This is a genomic window from Luedemannella flava, from assembly GCF_039528515.1.
Taxonomy (GTDB): domain Bacteria; phylum Actinomycetota; class Actinomycetes; order Mycobacteriales; family Micromonosporaceae; genus Luedemannella; species Luedemannella flava.
Genome location: NZ_BAAALT010000128.1, coordinates 1 through 17,634 on the forward strand (window position 1 = coordinate 1; position 17,634 = coordinate 17,634).

The 17,634-nt window shown below is 72.4% G+C and carries 18 protein-coding genes, 1 pseudogene and 1 riboswitch; of the genes and pseudogenes, 6 read left to right on the forward strand and 13 right to left on the reverse strand.

Translation table 11 applies throughout. From position 1 onward, the window contains the following. The coding region (locus ABD211_RS20570; protein ID WP_344134289.1) for a serine hydrolase at positions 1–885 on the forward strand (885 nt) is incomplete at its 5' end. 178 nt (positions 886–1,063) lie between these two features. Next, positions 1,064–1,339 carry a hypothetical protein gene (locus ABD211_RS20575; RefSeq protein ID WP_344134292.1) on the forward strand — a complete coding sequence of 92 codons (276 nt, stop codon included), beginning with the start codon at positions 1,064–1,066 and terminating at the stop codon, positions 1,337–1,339. A gap of 66 nt (positions 1,340–1,405) precedes the next feature. Here the strand turns inward: ABD211_RS20575 and ABD211_RS20580 are convergent, their stop codons facing one another. Beyond that, positions 1,406–2,254 carry a menaquinone biosynthetic enzyme MqnA/MqnD family protein gene (locus ABD211_RS20580; RefSeq protein ID WP_344134296.1) on the reverse strand — a complete coding sequence of 283 codons (849 nt, stop codon included), beginning with the start codon at positions 2,252–2,254 and terminating at the stop codon, positions 1,406–1,408. 359 nt (positions 2,255–2,613) lie between these two features. On the opposite strand from ABD211_RS20580, the gene ABD211_RS20585 reads away from it, so the two are divergent. Then, positions 2,614–4,605, forward strand: coding sequence for a HelD family protein (locus tag ABD211_RS20585; RefSeq protein WP_344134299.1), 1,992 nt, complete (start codon positions 2,614–2,616; stop codon positions 4,603–4,605). Positions 4,606–4,681: 76 nt separating this feature from the next. On the opposite strand, the gene ABD211_RS20590 is transcribed toward ABD211_RS20585, so the two are convergent. After that, on the reverse strand, positions 4,682–4,954 hold the full coding sequence (locus ABD211_RS20590) for a GlsB/YeaQ/YmgE family stress response membrane protein (RefSeq protein ID WP_344134302.1): 273 nt from the start codon (positions 4,952–4,954) through the stop codon (positions 4,682–4,684). A gap of 142 nt (positions 4,955–5,096) precedes the next feature. On the opposite strand from ABD211_RS20590, the gene recQ reads away from it, so the two are divergent. Then, positions 5,097–6,908, forward strand: coding sequence for a DNA helicase RecQ (recQ, locus tag ABD211_RS20595; protein WP_425560472.1), 1,812 nt, complete (start codon positions 5,097–5,099; stop codon positions 6,906–6,908). Between the two features lie 71 nt (positions 6,909–6,979). Here the strand turns inward: recQ and ABD211_RS20600 are convergent, their stop codons facing one another. From ABD211_RS20600 to mqnE, 9 genes are all read right to left on the reverse strand, one after another. Beyond that, complete coding sequence (locus ABD211_RS20600) at positions 6,980–7,174, reverse strand: type II toxin-antitoxin system RelE family toxin (protein ID WP_344134307.1); 195 nt, start codon at positions 7,172–7,174, stop codon at positions 6,980–6,982. A gap of 15 nt (positions 7,175–7,189) precedes the next feature. Next, the gene (locus ABD211_RS20605; RefSeq protein ID WP_344134310.1) at positions 7,190–7,963 is read right to left on the reverse strand and encodes an ABC transporter ATP-binding protein; all 774 of its coding nucleotides are present in this window, start codon (positions 7,961–7,963) and stop codon (positions 7,190–7,192) included. Further along, positions 7,960–9,084: a FecCD family ABC transporter permease gene (locus ABD211_RS20610; RefSeq protein ID WP_425560471.1), complete on the reverse strand. Its 1,125-nt coding sequence runs from the start codon at positions 9,082–9,084 to the stop codon at positions 7,960–7,962. Before ABD211_RS20610 ends, ABD211_RS20605 begins: the two co-directional genes overlap by 4 nt. Positions 9,085–9,086: 2 nt before the next feature. Then, on the reverse strand, positions 9,087–10,010 hold the full coding sequence (locus tag ABD211_RS20615) for an ABC transporter substrate-binding protein (RefSeq protein WP_425560473.1): 924 nt from the start codon (positions 10,008–10,010) through the stop codon (positions 9,087–9,089). A gap of 80 nt (positions 10,011–10,090) precedes the next feature. Then, positions 10,091–10,233, reverse strand: a riboswitch (adenosylcobalamin (AdoCbl) riboswitch). 11 nt (positions 10,234–10,244) lie between these two features. Continuing rightward, positions 10,245–10,514, reverse strand: coding sequence for a DUF4229 domain-containing protein (locus tag ABD211_RS20620; protein WP_344134316.1), 270 nt, complete (start codon positions 10,512–10,514; stop codon positions 10,245–10,247). Positions 10,515–10,516: 2 nt separating this feature from the next. Next, on the reverse strand, positions 10,517–10,957 hold the full coding sequence (locus ABD211_RS20625) for a hypothetical protein (protein WP_344134319.1): 441 nt from the start codon (positions 10,955–10,957) through the stop codon (positions 10,517–10,519). Positions 10,958–11,126: 169 nt separating this feature from the next. After that, positions 11,127–11,867, reverse strand: coding sequence for an endonuclease domain-containing protein (locus ABD211_RS20630; protein WP_344134322.1), 741 nt, complete (start codon positions 11,865–11,867; stop codon positions 11,127–11,129). Positions 11,868–11,921: 54 nt separating this feature from the next. Then, the gene (locus tag ABD211_RS20635; protein WP_344134325.1) at positions 11,922–12,296 is read right to left on the reverse strand and encodes a hypothetical protein; all 375 of its coding nucleotides are present in this window, start codon (positions 12,294–12,296) and stop codon (positions 11,922–11,924) included. A 73-nt stretch (positions 12,297–12,369) separates the two neighbouring features. Then, positions 12,370–13,539 carry an aminofutalosine synthase MqnE gene (mqnE, locus tag ABD211_RS20640; protein WP_344134327.1) on the reverse strand — a complete coding sequence of 390 codons (1,170 nt, stop codon included), beginning with the start codon at positions 13,537–13,539 and terminating at the stop codon, positions 12,370–12,372. A 232-nt stretch (positions 13,540–13,771) separates the two neighbouring features. Between mqnE and ABD211_RS20645 the strand changes: the two genes are divergently transcribed. Further along, a complete protein-coding gene (locus tag ABD211_RS20645) occupies positions 13,772–15,424 on the forward strand; it encodes a C40 family peptidase (protein WP_344134329.1) in 1,653 nt (550 codons plus the stop codon). Positions 15,425–15,669: 245 nt separating this feature from the next. On the opposite strand, the gene ABD211_RS20650 is transcribed toward ABD211_RS20645, so the two are convergent. Then, positions 15,670–16,083, reverse strand: coding sequence for a hypothetical protein (locus ABD211_RS20650; RefSeq protein WP_344134332.1), 414 nt, complete (start codon positions 16,081–16,083; stop codon positions 15,670–15,672). 114 nt (positions 16,084–16,197) lie between these two features. Next, entirely contained in the window at positions 16,198–16,617 is a 420-nt protein-coding gene (locus ABD211_RS20655) for a hypothetical protein (protein WP_344134335.1), read from the reverse strand. Between ABD211_RS20655 and ABD211_RS20660 the strand changes: the two are divergent. Then, positions 16,598–17,634, forward strand: a pseudogene (locus tag ABD211_RS20660) (hypothetical protein); the annotation flags it as partial. The gene ABD211_RS20655 and the pseudogene ABD211_RS20660 overlap by 20 nt on opposite strands.

Sequence of the window (17,634 nt, forward strand, 5' to 3'; positions counted from 1 at the left end):
GTGGCGGCCGTCGCGATCGGCGCCGGGCTGCGGTTCATCCCCGGTTCGCCGTTCGGTCCGACCAGTGGCAGCAACCAGGCCGGCCCGACCACCGGCGTCGGGGCGGGGCCGGGCGCGCCGACCGCGCCCAACGCCACCTCGGCCGCGCCGACGACACCCGCGCTGACCCCGCTGCCGTTCCGGTCCACCAACGTCAGTGTCAAGACGACCGGCTTCTGGAGCTGGGCCCTCATGGACCGGCGCACGGGCGCGATCGTCGGCTCGAAGAACTACACGGCGCAGAGCACCACCGCCTCCATGATCAAGGCATGGCTGGCATCCGACTACCTGCGGCGGGCGGCCGAGCGGGGTGTGACGCCCAACTCCACCATGATGCGCACCCTGGAGATCATGATCCGGGACAGCGACAACAACGCCGCCGTCACGGTCTACGCGGCGAACGGCAGGACCGCGTCGATCAACCGGCTGATCAGCATGTGCAAGCTCACCGACAGCAAGGCCACGAGCGGCGAGTGGAGCCGGACGTACGTCTCCGCCCGCGACACCGTGCGCATGGGCGACTGCATCGCCTCGGGCAAGGCGGCCGGCGCGAGGTGGACGCCCTGGGTCCTCGACATGATGCGCAAGGTCCGCGGCGTCGGCGACTTCGGCATCCGCAAGGCCCTCCCCAAGGACGAGGCCGCCGAGGTCGCCATCAAGAACGGCTGGCTGCTGCGCGACGAGGACATGAAGTGGCACGTGTCCTGCATGGCGATCGGCGACACCTGGGTGATGTCGGTCCTGCAGCGCTTCCCGAGCACCGGCGACTGGAACGGCGACTTCAACCACACCCGCGCCATCTGCCAGAAGGTGGCCGCCCAACTCCTGGCCGCCGCCACCCCCTAATGTGAAAATTATGCGGCTCTGAGTGATTGACCTGGAAAAAGACGGGTAGCACCTGTCTGGCGACCGCGCCTGTTCCGCGCGGACCCGTCATGTCCAAGAAATCACGGGGTGTGTCATGAGGTAGGAAAAGACTATCCGGACCGCGCTGTGCGCGGCCGCGGTCGGCGTACTGTCCCTGGTGCCAGCCGGTGCGGCAGCGGCCGCACCGACCACCGTGCCCGCCCGGACGAGCGCGTACGTCGCGCCGGTCGAGCAGGCTCCGACGGTCCACCTACGTTCGCAGGGCTGGGTCTACAAGGGCTTCTACCGCCGCCACGTCACGTGCGAGGCCCGTGCGGACTGGTACCGCGAGCGTCACATCCAGGCCCGCTGCCGACCCGTCTACGTTGAGGGCGCGCGGCAGCCCATCGGATACAACCTGTACGTCCGCACCCGTTGGTTCCGCCACCGGTGACGGACGCGACGGCCCGCGGTGCGGTGCCCGTGCCGCGGGCCCTGAACAGAGGAGCAGCCCCGGGCGTCAGCGGGTGAAGAAGTCGGGGCCGGACGGCGGGAGCGCGGGGGCCGCGCCGCGGGCCGCGGCGCGGCGGGCGAACTCCTGGATGCCGGCGACCTGGCGCTCGCCCAGGGAGAAGTCGAGCGCCCGGAAGTAGGACGCCAGTGTCGGCGCGTCGAACGCCTCCCAGCGGGACGCGGCCGCGGCGACCTCGTCGAGCTCGGCCATGCACAGGTCGCGCGAGCGCAGGAACGCGTCGTGCACCTCCTTCACCATGCCCGGGTGCCGGGCGGCGAAGTCCCGGCGGACCGCCCAGACGGCGAAGACCATCGGGTGGCCCGTCCAGTCGCGCCACGCCTCGCCCAGGTCGGTGACCGTGAGCCCGCGCGCCGGCGCGTCGTGGCGGGCGCGCAACGCGACGTCGCCGATCAGCACCCCGGCCGGCGCCTCGAGCAGCATCTCGGAGAGGTCGGGCGGGCAGCGGTAGTAGTCGGGACGTACCCCATGATGATCTTCCAGGAGGAGCTGGGCGAGCAGGACGCCCGTGCGCGACGTGGAACCCAGCGCGACCCGGGCGCCGTCGAGCGCGGCGAGCGGCAGCGTGGACACCAGGTTGACCGAGAGCACCGGGCCGTCACTGCCGACCGCCAGGTCGGGCAGGACGAGCAGCTCGTCAGCGTGGCGCAGGTACTCGACCAGCGAGATCGGGCCGATGTCGAGGTCGCCGGCGACGAGGGCGTCGTTGAGGTGGTCGGGCGTGTCCTTGTGCAGGTCGACCCCGAGCAGGGCACCGGATCGCATGAGGCCCCAGTAGATGGGCAGACAGTTGAGGAACTGGATGTGCCCAACCCGGGGCCGCGACACCGCGCTCATGCCGCCGCCTCCGCTGCGCACCGGCGACGCCATGAGTTCCACCTGAGCCGATGATTCGCTCGCTGACGCTCGCTCATGGTCATAGACGCTAACCCACCACGTGGACGATCATGGCAGAGCCAAGGTCGATCACCAGGTAAATCACATGCGATCGCCACCGGGGGCCGAGTAGACTCGTCGGCCGCGCAAAACGCGCATCCGAGGGCACAGCCGGCACCGCGTCCCTGACCGCGGAGCGCCGGGCGGCCATTTATCCCACGCATGAACGACGTCGGGAGAGAACGCATGGCCGAGCGAAGCGAGGGCATCATGAAGCGCAGTGTCAGTCATGCCGGCGGCTCGCGAAGCGAGACGCCGGCATGACCCTGCCCCTGACCGACCCCCTCGACCTCGAACGCGACCACCTGGTCCGCTCCCGCGCGGCGCTGGCGCGCATGCGCAGCCACGCGGAGCAGCTCTTCTCCACCGGCGACAAGGTCGCCGGCGACGCGTACAGCTCCGAGACGCTCGGCCGCACGCTGCGCCAGCGGGTCGCCGAGCTGGCCGACGACCCGCGCGCCCCGCTGTTCTTCGGCAAGCTCACCTTCGACGTGGGCGAACACGCCGGCTCGCGCTACCACGTCGGGCGCCGGCACATCACCGACGACGCCGGCGAGCCGCTCGTTCTCGACTGGCGCGCGCCGCTCAGCCGCACGTTCTACCAGGCGTCGGCGCGTGACCCGCAGGGCGTGGCGATCCGCCGCCGGTTCGGCTGGGCGGTCGGCGCGACCGAGGCCGCGCTCAGCGGCTTCGAGGACGAGCACCTCGACCGCGGCGAGGAGCTGGGCACCGCCTCGCGCATCCTCACCGAGGAGATCGAACGCCCCCGCGTCGGCCCGATGCGCGACATCGTCGCCACCATCCAGCCCGAACAGGACGTGCTGGTCCGCGCCGACCTCGACGCCTCGATCTGCGTGCAGGGCGCGCCGGGCACCGGCAAGACGGCCGTCGGCCTGCACCGCGCGGCGTACCTCCTCTATGCCCACCGCGAGCGCCTGCGCCGCTCGAAGGTCCTGGTCCTCGGCCCGAACCGGGCCTTCCTCAGCTACATCGCGGCGGTCCTCCCCGCCCTCGGCGAGATCGACGTCGAGCAGTCCACGGTGGACGAGCTGATCGCCCGGGTCCAGGTCCGCGGCACGGACGCGCCGGCCACCGCCTCCCTCAAGCACGACCCGCGCCTCGCGGTCGTGCTCCGCCAACACCTGCGGCGGTACGTCCGCAAGCCCGTCGACCCGCTGACGGTGACGGACGGGTCGTGGCGCTGGCGGATCAGCGTGGACGCGCTGGTCCGCATCGTCGACGACGTCCGCCGCGAGGACCCGCCGCACGCGCTGGGCCGCGAGCGGGTGCTGGCCCGGGTCGTCGCGTTGCTGCTGCGCCAGGCGGAGGCGAAGCGGGGCGACTCCCCGCCCGAGTCCTGGCAGCGCAAGATGGCGCGCAGCCCGGACGTGCGCGCGTTCCTGGACTTCGCGTGGCCGGCGGTGACCCCGGAGGAGCTGGTCTTCTCGCTCCTGTCGGATCCGTCGGGCGCCGCCGACGTGCTGAGCGAGGCGGAGATCGCGGCGCTGGCGTGGGAGAAGCCCGCCCGCACGGTGAGGGCGACGAAGTGGTCGGCGGCCGACGCCGTCCTGATCGACGAGGCCGCCGGCCTGATCGAGCGGCTGCCGTCCTACGGGCACATCGTCATCGACGAGGCGCAGGACCTGTCCCCCATGCAGTGCCGCGCGATCGCGCGCCGGTCGGAGCACGGCTCGTTCACGCTGCTCGGCGACCTGGCCCAGGGCACCGCGCCGTGGGCGTCACGCGACTGGGCCGACACCGTGGCCCACCTGGGCAAGCCCGGCACGCCGGTCGTGCCGCTGACCACCGGCTTCCGGGTCCCCGCCGCGGTCGTCGAGCTGGCCAACCGGCTGCTTCCCGCCCTGGACGTGGCCGTACCGCCGGCCGAGTCGCTACGCCGCGACGGCACACTGCGCCTGTCCCCTGTGGAGTCGGTGCTGCCCGCGGCGGTCGCGGAGGCGCGGGCCGCGCTGGAGTTCGAGGGGTCCGTCGCGGTGATCGCCCCCGACGCGTCAGCGCCGGCGCTCGCCGCCGCCGTGGAAGCCGCGGGCCTCGACGACGAGCGGGTCATCGTGCTGCCCGCGTCCCTGGCCAAGGGCCTGGAGTACGACCACGTCGTCGTCGTCGAGCCCGCCGACATCGTGGCCGCCGAGGAACGCGGCCTGCACCGCCTGTACGTCGTGCTGACCCGGGCGGTGTCCCGCCTCGTCGTCGTGCACGCCCGGCCGCTGCCGGACGCGCTGCTCCCGTAACGCCGGAGGGGCACCGTGCCCACTGGCACGATGCCCCTCCGGCCGGACGGCTCGTCGTTGAACCGCCCGTGGTCTGTCAGACCGAGCCTCTGCGCCCGTACGCGCCGGCGACGAGGAAGACGCCGATCGCGGCGAGGGCGACCTGGATGAAGAACTCGATCCAGTCGAACCCGTTCGTCTCCTTGACCCCCAGGGCGCCGGCGAGCACGGTGCCGAGCAGGGCGGCCGCGATGCCGACGACGATGGTCAGCCAGATGGGCATGGCCTGACGGCCGGGCACGACGAGCCGGCCCAGCGCGCCGATGATGGCGCCCACGATGATTGCGGTGATGATGCCGGTCGCTGTCATTCTCAACCTCCGGGGTAACCCACGTGACTGCTGACGGTGTGATTCCCGGTGCCTCCGCGTATCAAACGGTCGTCGGCCTGTGGATAACGGGCGGGTTGTCGGGTGGGTCCCATAGGATCGCCGGGTGACGACGTCCGGGGAGCTGGTCGGGGCCGACCCCGCTGAGGTGCTGCGGCGCGTGTTCGGCTACGACGCGTTCCGGGGCGAGCAGCGGGCCATCATCGAGCAGGTGACCGGCGGCGGCGACGCGCTGGTGCTCATGCCGACGGGCGGCGGCAAGTCGCTGTGCTACCAGATCCCCGCGATCGCGCGCCGGGGCGTCGGGGTCGTCATCTCGCCGCTGATCGCGCTCATGCACGACCAGGTCGACGCGCTCACCACGCTGGGCGTGCGCGCCGGCTACCTGAACTCCACGCAGGACTTCGGCGAGCGGCGCGTGGTCGAGGCCGAGTTCCTCGCCGGCGAGCTCGACCTGCTCTACCTGGCGCCCGAGGCCCTCGGCTCACCGAACACGATGTCGTTGCTCGCGCGGGGCGACATCGGCCTCTTCGCGATCGACGAGGCGCACTGCGTGGCGCAGTGGGGGCACGACTTCCGGCCCGACTACCTGAACCTGTCGGTGCTGCACGAGCGCTGGCCGGACGTGCCGCGCATCGCCCTGACCGCGACGGCGACCACCGCCACCCGCGACGAGATCGCCACCCGGCTCGAGCTGCGCGACGCGCCGCGGTTCGTGGCGAGCTTCGACCGCCCCAACATCCAGTACCGGATCGTCCCCAAGGTCGACCCGAAGGCGCAGCTGCTCGACCTCCTGCGCGGGGAGCACGCCGGCGACGCCGGCATCGTCTACTGCCTGTCCCGGGCGTCCGTGGAGCGCACGGCCGAGATGCTGGTCGCCAACGGCATCGACGCGCTGCCCTACCACGCGGGCCTCGACGCGGCGACCCGCTCGACCAACCAGCGCCGCTTCCTGCGGGAGGACGGCCTGGTCATGGTCGCGACGATCGCCTTCGGCATGGGCATCGACAAACCGGACGTCCGCTTCGTCGCCCACCTCGACCTGCCCAAGTCGGTCGAGGGCTACTACCAGGAGACGGGCCGTGCCGGGCGCGACGGGCAGCCGTCCACGGCCTGGTTGGCGTACGGGCTGCAGGACGTGGTGCAGCAGCGCAAGCTCATCGACACGTCCGACGCCGACCGGTCGCGGCGGCGCGTCCTGGCCGCGCACCTCGACGCGATGCTGGCGCTGTGCGAGACCGTCCAGTGTCGACGGGTGCAGCTGCTCGACTACTTCGGCGAGCGGATCGCGCCGTGCGGCAACTGCGACACCTGCCTCACCCCGCCGGAGTCGTGGGACGGCACGATCGCCGCGCAGAAGCTGCTCTCCACGGTGCTGCGGCTCGACCGCGAGCGCGGCCAGCGCTTCGGCGCGGGCCAGTGCGTCGACATCCTGCTCGGCCGCAAGACCGAGAAGGTCGTCCAGCACCACCACGACGAGCTGAGCGTGTTCGGCGTCGGCGCCGACCTGACCGAGCCCGAGTGGCGCACCGTGATCCGCCAACTGCTGGCCCAGGGCCTGCTCGCGGTCGAGGGCGACTACGGCACGCTGGCCCTCACCGACGCGAGCGCCGACGTGCTGAGCAGGCGCCGCGAGGTGATGCTCCGCAAGGACCCGCCCCGCCCGTCCCGCCGCTCCCGCTCCGCCGGCCCTAGAACGACCGCCCCCGAGGCGCTCGCCGGCCCGGACGCCGAGCTGTTCGAGCGCCTGCGCGCCTGGCGCGCCGCGACGGCGAAGGAGCTGAGCGTCCCCGCCTACGTGATCTTCCACGACGCCACGCTCCGCCAGATCGCCGCGCTGCGCCCGACCACCCTCGCCGAACTGGGCACGGTCTCCGGCGTGGGCGAGTCCAAACTGGCCAAATTCGGCGAATCGGTCCTCACCACGATCGCCTGACCCCGCACCGTGGCGATGTCGGACCACATAGCGACCCATAATCGCCACGACCGGCTGCGGTCGACCGGTCGTCACGCGTCGTAGACGGAACCTCTGTGGCCGACTGTGTGGACCGTGAGTTGGTCATCGTCGATGGTGTAGACCACTCGGTAGTCGCCCACCCGCAGTCGCCAGCCCGAGCCGTCGCGCATCTGTGTCGCGTTCGGCGGGGTCGGGTCCGCGACCAGCCCGAGGATGGCGCCGAGCACCTGGATGAAGACATTCATGCGCCGTCACTCGCCCTAACTGGGGCGGGCGCGAAGGGGGACGATCAAAGGGCCGTCGGGGGAGTCGATCACGCGCACGCGGGCGTGGTAGTGGTCGGCCAGCAGGGACTCCGTGAGGACCTCACGGGGTGGGCCGGCGGCCGCGACCCGGCCGGCGGACAGGAGCACCAGGCGCTCCGCGTACTCGCCGGCGATCGACAGGTCGTGCATCGTGGCCAGAACCGTCAACCCATGGTCGCGGCGCAGCTCGTCGACCAGGTCCAGCACCTCCTGCTGGTGGCCGATGTCCAGCGCCGATGTCGGCTCGTCGAGCAGCAGGATGGTCGCCTCCTGCGCCAGCGCCCGGGCCAGGAACGCCCGCTGCCGCTCGCCGCCCGACAGCGTGTCCAGCGCCCGCCCGGCGAACCCGCCCAGGTCCAGCCGGTCCAGCACGGCGGCCGCCGCGGCCAGGTCCCGGGCGGACTCGCGGCCGAGCGCGGGGATGAACGGCGTGCGCCCCAGCAGCACGTAGTCGAGGACGCTCATCCCGGGCGGCACCACCGGCGTCTGCGGCACGGTGGCCACCAGCCGGGCCCGTTCGCGGCGCCGCAACCGCGCCAGCGGCGTACCCTCGAGGGTTACCGAACCGTCGAACGGCAGCAACCCGCCCACCGCCCGGAGCAGCGTCGATTTGCCCGCGCCGTTCGGCCCGATGATCGTCACCCACGACCCGGCCTCGACCATCAGATCGACCCCGTGCAGGATCTCCGTGCCGTCGAGGGTCACCCGGACCGCGTCGAGGCGGATCATCCGGTCACCCGCCGCGCGGTACGCAGGACGACGATGAAGAACGGGGCGCCGAAGAACGCGGTCACCACGCCGATCGGGATCTCGTTGGGCGCGTCGAGCGTGCGGGCCGCCAGGTCGGCCAGGCACAGGAACGCGGCCCCGAACAGCAGCGACAGGGGCAGGATCACCCGGTACCCGGTGCCGGCGAGCAACCGCACCGTGTGCGGCACGATGATCCCCACGAACCCGATCAGACCGGAGACCGCCACGGCCGCCGCCGTCCCCAGCGACGCGACAATGATCAGAACATAGCGGGTACGGGAAGGGTGGGCGCCCAGCGCGGCCGCCTCCTCGTCGCCCACCGACATGACGTCCAGCTGCCGCCCGAGCGGCAGGATGACGATCGCGGCCAGCACCACGTACGGCAGCAGGAGCAGCACGTCGTGCCAGCCCGAGGTGGCCAGCCGGCCGTTGATCCAGGAGTACACCTCGCGGATCGTGTCGACGTACTTCTGCTGGATGAACGTCTGGCCGGCGGTGAGGAAGCTCGCCACCGCGACGCCCGCGAGGATCAGCGTCGTCGGGGTGCGCGACCGGCCGCCGGCGGCGCCCAGCCCGTAGGTCAGCCCGACCGCCAGGAGCGCGCCGGCGAACGCCGCGAGCGGGACGAGCGCCGGGGTGCCCGAGCCGCCGATCGACGGCAGGTCACCGAACGCGTTGCGGCTCGCGATCGCGGCCGTCGCCCCGAGGCCGGCCCCGGCCGCGACTCCCAGCAGATACGGGTCCGCGAGCGGGTTGCGGAAAATCCCCTGGTACGTCCCGCCGGCGACGGCCAGCATCGCGCCGACCAGCAGGCCGAGGCAGACGCGGGGCAGCCGCAGTTCGGTGACGATCGCCGCCTCGCGCGGGGACAGGCCGCTGTCCACGTCGACGCCGGGCAGCTGGTCGAGCAGCTCCAGCAGGACCGACCACGGCGGGAGCCGCACCGGCCCGATCGCCAGGCCGGCGACGGCGGCCGCGAGCACGGCGAACACGCCGACGATGAGCCACAGCCACGGCAGCCGCGCCGCCCTCGGCACGGCGCCGCCCGCCGGGCGCGCGTCGGGCGCGTCCGGCGGGTCGGCGACGGTACGGTCGGGCACGGTCAGTTGGCCGGGACCTTCGCGACCGCGTCGGCGGCCGTCTGGAGCAGGTCGACGACGCGCGGGCCCCAGCGGGACGCGATGTCGTCGTCGAGGGCCACGACCTGGTTCTTCGTGACGGCGGTCAGGTCGGCCCAGCCGGCGCGCCTGGCGACCGTCTCGGGCGACTGGCCGCAGCACTTCGTGTCCGCCAGGAAGATCAGGTCGGGGTTCGCCTTGATGATCGCCTCGGCGGTGAGCTGCGGGTACCCCGTGCCCTTGGCGTCGGCGCCGTCCGCGATGTTGGTCAGGCCCAGCTGGGCGAACAGCGAGCCGACGAACGTCTTCGAGGTCAGTGAGTAGAAGGTCGGGTCCAGCTCGTAGTAGTACGTGAGCGGGGTGGCGCGCTTGGGCACCGATGTGATGATCTTGGCGATCTGGTCCTTCATCCGCTGCACCTCGGCGGCCGCCTCCGTCGGGTGGCCGGTGAGCGTGCCCAGCTCGGTGAGCTGCTTGTACGTGTCGTCGATAGTGGCCGCGGCCGGCGCGACGTACACCGGGATCTTCAGCGTGGTGAGCTGGCTGACGATGTTGTTCGTGTCGTTCGACAGGACCACCAGGTCGGGGTTCTTCGCGGCGATCGCCTCGGCGTTGGGCTGGTAGCCCGACAGGTCCGTCTTCGGCGCCCCGGTCGGGTGGTTCGACTGGTCGTCGACCGCGACGACCTGCTTGCCCGCGTCGATCGCGAACAACATCTCCGTCGTCGTCGGCGACAGCGAGACGATCTTCTGCGGCTGCGCGTCGAGGGTGACGGTGCCGACCGTGACGGGGTACGCGACCGCCGCGCTGGTGGGCGTACCCGTGGGGGTTTCCTTATCGTCGGCGCAGGCGGCGGCGCCGAACGCGAGCGCGGCCACCGCGAACGTCGCGGCGGCCCTGCGCAGCAGGGTGGGCTTCACTGGTCCTCCTATCGGCGAGGGATGGTGGCTTCGCCGACGGGGACCTGATGGTGGGGAGTCCCGGCCTGCGAGGCACTCTTCCTCGAGAGCGCTTGATCGCGACAACCCCGCAGGCGACCTGGCTTTCCCCTCCGCGATGAGGGGTTCACAGTTGCGGGACAGCGCCGGAATCGCACCGGCTTCGCTGTGGGGCTGTCGGGTAAGACCGTAGCGGACGGACGACTAGTTGTCCTTCGGCGCGTCCTCGCCCGCGAGGGCGGCGCGGAGGCGCTCCTTCTCCTCGATCTTGCGCCGGGCGTTGGCGGACATCTGGTCGGCGACCTGGTCGCGCAGCCCGCGCAGCAGGAAGAACGACAGCCCCGCCGAGACCGCGATGGCGATCATGAGCTTCAGCAGCGAGTTCATGGTCTCCGGCAGGAACAGCAGCAGCGGCACCGCCACGACGACGAAAAGCCCGATGCGCCCGAGCGAGTACTTGATTGCGGGGTTCACCGTTATCCCTCCACTGGCTGGTCGCCGGTGAGCCACCGGATCCAGACGAACCACACCACGGTATAGACCAGCACGGCGACCGCCGCACCCACCGCCCCGGAGACGAGGTTCGCGAAGGAGTTCGCGGCGTACGCCGCGCCCAGCCCCACCCCGGCGCCGAGCCCCAGCGCGGCAAGGCCGGCGATGAGGCGCCGGCTCCCGGCCGTCCGCCAGGCGCGGAAGTCCTCCACGAGGATCATGAGCGGCAGCACCACGGCCAGCCAGCCGGTGGCGTCCCCGAAACTTCCCGCGCCGATGAGCGCGAGCAACCCGTCAAAGACCGCGAGAATGGCGACGCCCGCGAGGAGCCCAACGATCATGGTCGCGACCAGCTCCTTGAGGCTGATCACGCGCCCGTACTTGTCGCGTCGCGGAAACGTCCGCGCCCGAGTTTCGCCCGTCATGTCGGAATGCAGCGTACGCGCCGCTCGCGCGGCCCCGACACGGCACCCGGACGATGGTCGTTCACGACTCCGCCGCCCGCCGCGGCACAAACGATCATCTACTGTGGATTCGTGGCCGCAAGCTGGGCCCTGGGCACCTAATCCGGCACACGAATCCACATGCGACTGATCATCCACGCCATCCGGCGGCGACGAGGGCCGTCCTCAGTTGCGCGACCACCACGTCCGGCTGCTCACGAACGGCGAACGACGGAAACCGTAACGTCCGCAAACCATGCGCAGATAGGGCATTCTGCCGGTGCATGTCACGCCACCACTGCCGGACGTCCATGTGGTGCGCGCCGTCAACCTCGACATGGACGCCCCACTCGTCGAAATACAGGTCGAGATAGCGGTCACGACCGTCGGCGTCCGTCCGTCGGACCTGCCGGCTGGGCGTGGGCAGACCAGCCGACCCGCACAGCCGCAGCAGATCCAGCTCCGCCAGCGTGTGCGAGCCCGCCCCGACGTCCGCGAGCGTCCGCCTGAGCAGGCCCTGCCGGCGCACCTTGGGCAGCCGCGCCAGCACCGCGTCGATGTCGGTGGCATCCACCGGTCGCTGCTGAAAGGTGGCCGCCATGATGAACCGGGCCTGGTCCGCCGAGACGGCCCATTGCACCGCGTTCACCAGTGACCGCGCCGGCATGGTGCTGGGCGGCGCGCCCGCCGGACGCAGGTCGTCGGGGTGCAGGTGCCGGGTGCGGTGGATGCGAACCCCGGGGGGCGCGCGTTGGACCCACCGGCCGGTCCGCAGCCGGTGCCGGACCGCGTCCTCCGTGAGGTGTTGGAGGGCCTGGCGGCGGGTGAGGACGTGGTGCTGGCGGAAGAGGAGCCAGGTGAGGTCGTCGGCGTCGTCGGCGGGCAGGTCCACCTGTCGCAGTGTGGCCGCGTCGCCGGCCACCGCGACAGGCCCTGTGGATAACCGTCAGGGTTCCGCAGGCAGGTGGGTGATGAGGGCGAACGCGTAGGCGCCCGCGAGCGCCACGGCGAACGCGCGGAGGAAGATCTCGAACTGCGACCCGCCGGTGTGGACGAACCCGCCGGTCACGATCGCCAGACCCATGGCCGCCGACGTGGCCCACATCCGGTGCCGCGGCTCCTTCACGAACCACGCCCACGTGGAGCAGATGCTCACCACGAGCGGCGCGACCTCACCGCCGATGACCACGTCCGTGTCCGCGAGCAGGACGTTGGCCAGCCACGTGGCCAACGCCAACGGCACACAGAAGATCAAAAACGTCAATGCGGGGGTACGCCACGGCAGCGCCCCGTCCGGGGTGGGCTGGGGCAGTAGGCGCACCCGGTCGACGGTACTCGTCGCGCGCCTTCCGTAGGAGCGCCTTTTCTCCGGAGGAAGGTCAGCGACCTTCTGGTCAGCTCCACACGTCCTGCGGCACGGCCCGGCGCTCGGCGATCGAGGTCGGCTGGTCGTACTCGCGGACGACCTGGTAGAGCGTGTTGCGCTCGACAGGCTGGAAGCCGGCGTCCCAGATGAGGTGCAGCAGGTCGTCGCGGTGCATGGTGTTCGGCGTGCCGTACGAGTCGGCGTCGTGCGTGATCTTGTATTCGACGACGGAGCCGTCGAGGTCGTCGACGCCGAAGTTGAGCGACAGCTGGGCCACCGAGAGACCGTGCATGACCCAGAAGCACTTGACGTGCGGCACGTTGTCGAACATCAGGCGGGACACGGCGAACGTCTTCAGCGACTCGGCCGGCGCCGCCATCGTGGTGCGCGCCTGGATCCGGTTGCGGACGATGCCGTCGGCCGCGTCGACGAAGTCGTGCTGGTAGCGCAGCGGGATGAAGACCTGGAACCCGCCGGTCTCGTCCTGCAGCTCGCGCAGCCGGATCACATGGTCGACCCGATGACGGGGTTCCTCGATGTGGCCGTAGAGCATCGTGGACGGCGTCTTCATGCCCTTGCTGTGAGCGAGGCGGTGGATGCGCGACCAGTCCTCCCAGTGGCAGGCGTGGTCGACGATGTGCTGCCGGATCTCCCAGTCGAAGATCTCCGCGCCCCCACCCGTCAGTGACGACAGGCCGGCGTCCATCAGCTCGTCGAGGATCTCGTCGGCGGGCAGGCCGGAGATCTTCTCGAACCACTGGATCTCGGTGGCGGTGAAGCACTTGAGCGACACCTCGGGCAGCGCGGCCTTGAGCTCGCGCAGCACCCGCGGGTAGTACTTCCACGGCAGGGTCGGGTGCAGGCCGTTGACGATGTGCAGCTCGGTGAGCTGCTCGTCGCGCATCTCGAGCGCCTTGGCGACGGCCTCCTCGACGCGCATCGTGTAGGCCGACTTCTCGCCGGGCTTGCGCTGGAACGAGCAGTACGCGCAGGACGCGGAACAGACATTCGTCAGATTCAGGTGGCGGTTGACGTTGAACATCACCCGTTCGCCGTTGCGCTCCGTGCGCTTGTGGTGGGCGAGCCGGCCGAGCCAGGCCAGGTCGTCGCACGCGTAGAGCGCCTCGCCGTCGGCGCGGCTGAGCCGCTCCCCGGCGTACACCTTCGCTTCGATCTCGCGCTTGAGCCCGACGTCCATGATCTGCCCCTCCCGGGCACCGACGCACGGGCGCCCGTGCCCGAGCCTACGTCCTCGTCCTGTTCCCCTCCCCACCAGTCGGTTTCCTAACTGTTGTCCCGAACGCCGTCGACACGGCGCGTGGTCGTGAGGTACGAATGGGGTAGCCACCGGACGCGAAGGCCGTTCGGACTATTTAGGTCTAAATACGGATTAAGGGGTACGCATGGGGAGGCGGCGCCAGCCGAAACGCGTGCCCGCGCGCCTGGGACGTGCCGCGACCGCCGCGACGACGGTGACGGTCGTCTGGCTCACGCCCGCCATCGCGCAGGCCGATCCGGGCACCCCCAACAACCCGAACGCGTCCGTCCCCAGCCGCGGCGTCGGCAACCCGGCCAACGGCCACGGCCACGGCAGCTCGACCCGTGGTCCGGGCAACCCCACGGCACCCCCCACGGCCACCGACCGACCGACGTCCCCGGGCCTCGGTGCCGGCAACCAGGCCTTCGTGCCGCCGCTCAAGGCCGGCGTGGCCCGCGGCCCGCGGGGCGGCTCCGAGCCGATCAGCGAGATCCCCGTGCCCCTGACGGCCATGCCGCAGGCGCCGGCCGCGCCCGTCACGACGCAGATGGACCCGGTCACCGTCCAGATCATGACCGAGGCCAGCGCCACCGAGCAGCTCGGCGAGCAGCTCAAGCAGCTCGACGCGGACGCCGCCGCGGCGGCGACGGCCGCCGGGACGGCGCGCCGGCCGTGGGACATCGCCACCGCGCAGCTGGCCGTGCACCGGCAACGGGCCAGGGAGATCGCCGCGGACGCGTACAAGGGCGCCCTTGCTCTTGGCCCGCTCTCCGGTTACGCCAACGACCTGCAGGAGCTCGGCGCCGTCGCGCCCGCCTTCGGGCGGAACGTCGACGCGGCGCGCAAGCCGCCCGGCCGCGACTCGGTGCAGTTCGACGTGGCGCGCGCCGAGGCGCTCGAACGCACGACGCGCGAGGCGTACGAGGCGGCGCTGCTCACGCAGCAGAACCTCAACACCCGCCGCGCGGTCGTCAAGGAGCAGTTCGACCGGCACACGAAGGCGCTCGCCGTGCTGCGCGAGCGGAACAAGGACAAGCTGCCCGGGCTCGCCGACGCGCGCGACAACTACGAGGCTGGCCTCGGTGGTTCGTACGCGATCGGCGGCGCGAACAACGGCTACCAGGCCGGCCCGAAGGCCATTTCCGCCGTGCAGTTCGCGCTGCGCCAGGTCGGCAAGCCGTACGTCTGGGCCGCCGAGGGTCCGAACGCGTACGACTGCTCCGGCCTGACCTACGCCGCGTACGGGTCGGTCGGCATCAGCATCCCGCGCGTCTCGTACAACCAGTACGCCGGGCTGCAGAAGGTGCAACTGAGCCAGCTTCTCCCCGGCGACCTGCTGTTCTTCAGCACCGACCCGAACAACTGGCGGAAGATCCACCACGTGGCGATGTACATCGGCAACGGGAAGATGGTGCACGCGCCCACGTTCGGCGACCACGTACGCGTGGCGCCCATCTGGTGGTCGGAGTACTACGGCGCGGCCCGCGTCGTCGACGCCGTGCCGGTCGCCGGCGCGCGGCCGACCACGGGCGCGCCGACGACGACGTCCCGCCCGCCCACGACCGGCCCGCGCACGACCGCGCCGACCACCCGTCCCGGCACCACGACCACCGCGCCGACCACGACCAGGCCGAGCCCCACGCCGCCGGTGACGACCAGGCCGCCGGTCACCACCGCGCCGCCGACGACGACCGTCACGACGACAACCGCGACGACAACCGCGGCGTCCAGCGCCGCCGAGACCAGCGAGGCGACCAGGGAATCGGCGGGGACGCAGTCCAGCGCGGCGGCCGCGACGAGCGGGGAGGCCAGTCCGCGGGGCTGACCGCCCGCGCACTGGGAAAGACGCTTTCCGGAGGTGGTGACGCTCCGTCGCAGGCTGAAGCCACCTTCCCAGGTGCCCGCAACCGCAATGTGATCTTTCGGCGAGGATGGTGGCTGCGCGAAACCGGCCTGGTGTGGCACCGTAGGGCAGAACCACAGTCCCGGCCGGTGCCGCCCGGTAGCGCGGTCGCCGTACGCACGCTGAGTGAATACGGCGTGTACGCCGGGCGATCGCTGGAGGCAGTGTCACATGGAGTACGCGCCGTCGGAGGCCACGCCCACGTCACCGGACGGGTCGTCGGCGCCCGCTCCCGACAATGCCGCACCCGCATCGCCGTTCGCTCCCGCACCACTGCCCGTCGCGCCCACACCGTCGATACCGCCGCTGCCGACCCGCAGGGCCGGGGCGTCGCTTCCGGCGGACACGCCCGCGACCCCGCCGCCCCTGACGCCCCCGCCGCTGCCCTCGCGCACTCCCGCCGCGTCCCTGCCGCCGGACACCCCCGCGACGCCCGTGCCGCTGCCGGAGCCGCCGCCGCTGCCCCGCGCGCCGAACTCGCACGCGCTGCCCATGCGCACCCCGGCCGCGTCACTGACGCCGGACGTCGCCCCGCCGTCCCATGGGACCGACGGGTCGTCGCACGCGCTGCCGATGCGCACGCCGGCCGCGGCACTCCCGCCGGAGACGCCCGCGGCCGCGCCCGTGCCCGCGCGTGGTCGGGCCAGTGTGACGCCACCGCCCCCGAGCCAGGAGGAATCCTCGGCGCCGGCCGGCTACCGGGTCGCGTCGCCGGCGGAGGGCGGCGCGACGCCACTGCCGGTCCGTACGCCACGTCCCGTCCCGGACCCGTCCCAGTCGAGCTTCTCGGCGTTCTCCTCGCCGACCGTTGACTCGCCGCCGACGGGCGGCTTCTCCGCGTTCTCGTCGCCGACGGTCGACTCGCCGCCCACCGGCGGTGGCGGGCAGCCACCGGCGTCCCCGGTGACGTCGCTGTCGTCCGCGTTCGGCCAGCAGCCCAAGCCGCCGTCCGCCCCGCCCTCGGGGTACCCACCACCACCGCCCGTGCCGGCCGTGGCCGCGCCGCCGTTGCCCGCCCCCCGGCCCACGCCGGCGATGCCGTCGGGGGGCCCGCCGTCGCTGCCGCCCAGCGCGACCCCACCACGCGGTACCCCCGTGACGCCCCCGTCGGGCACGCCGTCGGCGCAGCTCGCGACCGGTGACACCCAGCCGACGGCGGCGCCGATGCCCTGGGCCGAGTTCGCCCAGCCATGGCAGATCGCGGGCGCGCCGGCGCCCATCCCGTCGGCCGGGCCGCCGAACCTGCCACCGGGCTACTTCGACGACCAGCCGGTGGACACCTACGCCGAGTCGATCGCGACGGCCCGCCCGGCCGGCGAGCCGGTCACGGCCACCCCGCAGGACCCGCCACCGCCCTTCGCGCCGCCCGCGACGCCGCTCACCCCGGTCACCCCGTCCGGGGCCATGCCGCCCGTCGCCACGCCGATCAAGCCGATCGACGGGTTGCCGGCCGCCACGTCGACACCGGCCGGCGGGACCCGCTCCGTGGCGTCGGGCCAGGCAGCCGTACGCGCCACCGCGTCGGTGCCGAGCGCCGCGCGCATCTCCGCGGACGAGCTGACCGACGTCCCGGTGCGGTTCGCGCCGCGCGTCTACCGGGCCGAGCCCGCCCCCGAGACCCCGTCCATGATGGACGCGCTCAGCGGCACCAGCGGCCGCCCGACCGACCTCCACGACCGGGACCTCAACGCCAGCGCCTACCGGCCCACCGACAACGACCCGCGACCCACCGCCTTCCCGGACGTCGCCGCCGACCCCCTCGGCCGGGCCGGCGCGGACGCCGATCGTTTCAGCCGCACGGGCGTCGACGCCGATCGCCGGACGGGTGCGTTCGGTGACACGCCGCCCGGCGCGGAACGCGCGCCCGGGGCCTTCCCGCCGGACAGCTTCGCCGCGCGACTGATGTCGACCGGCTCAGAGCCGGCCGAGCCGCCGCAGCCCGTCGAGCCGCCGGACCCGGTGAGCCCGCCCGACCCGTACGGGCCTCCGGACCCGTACTCCCCGCCGGAACCCCACTCGCCGCCGGACCCGATCAGCCCGCCGGAGCCGGTCCGCCCGCCGGAGCCGGCCGAACCGGACGAGCCGGCCACACCCCCGCCGCCGCCCACGGCGCCCGCGCCGTGGCAGCCGCA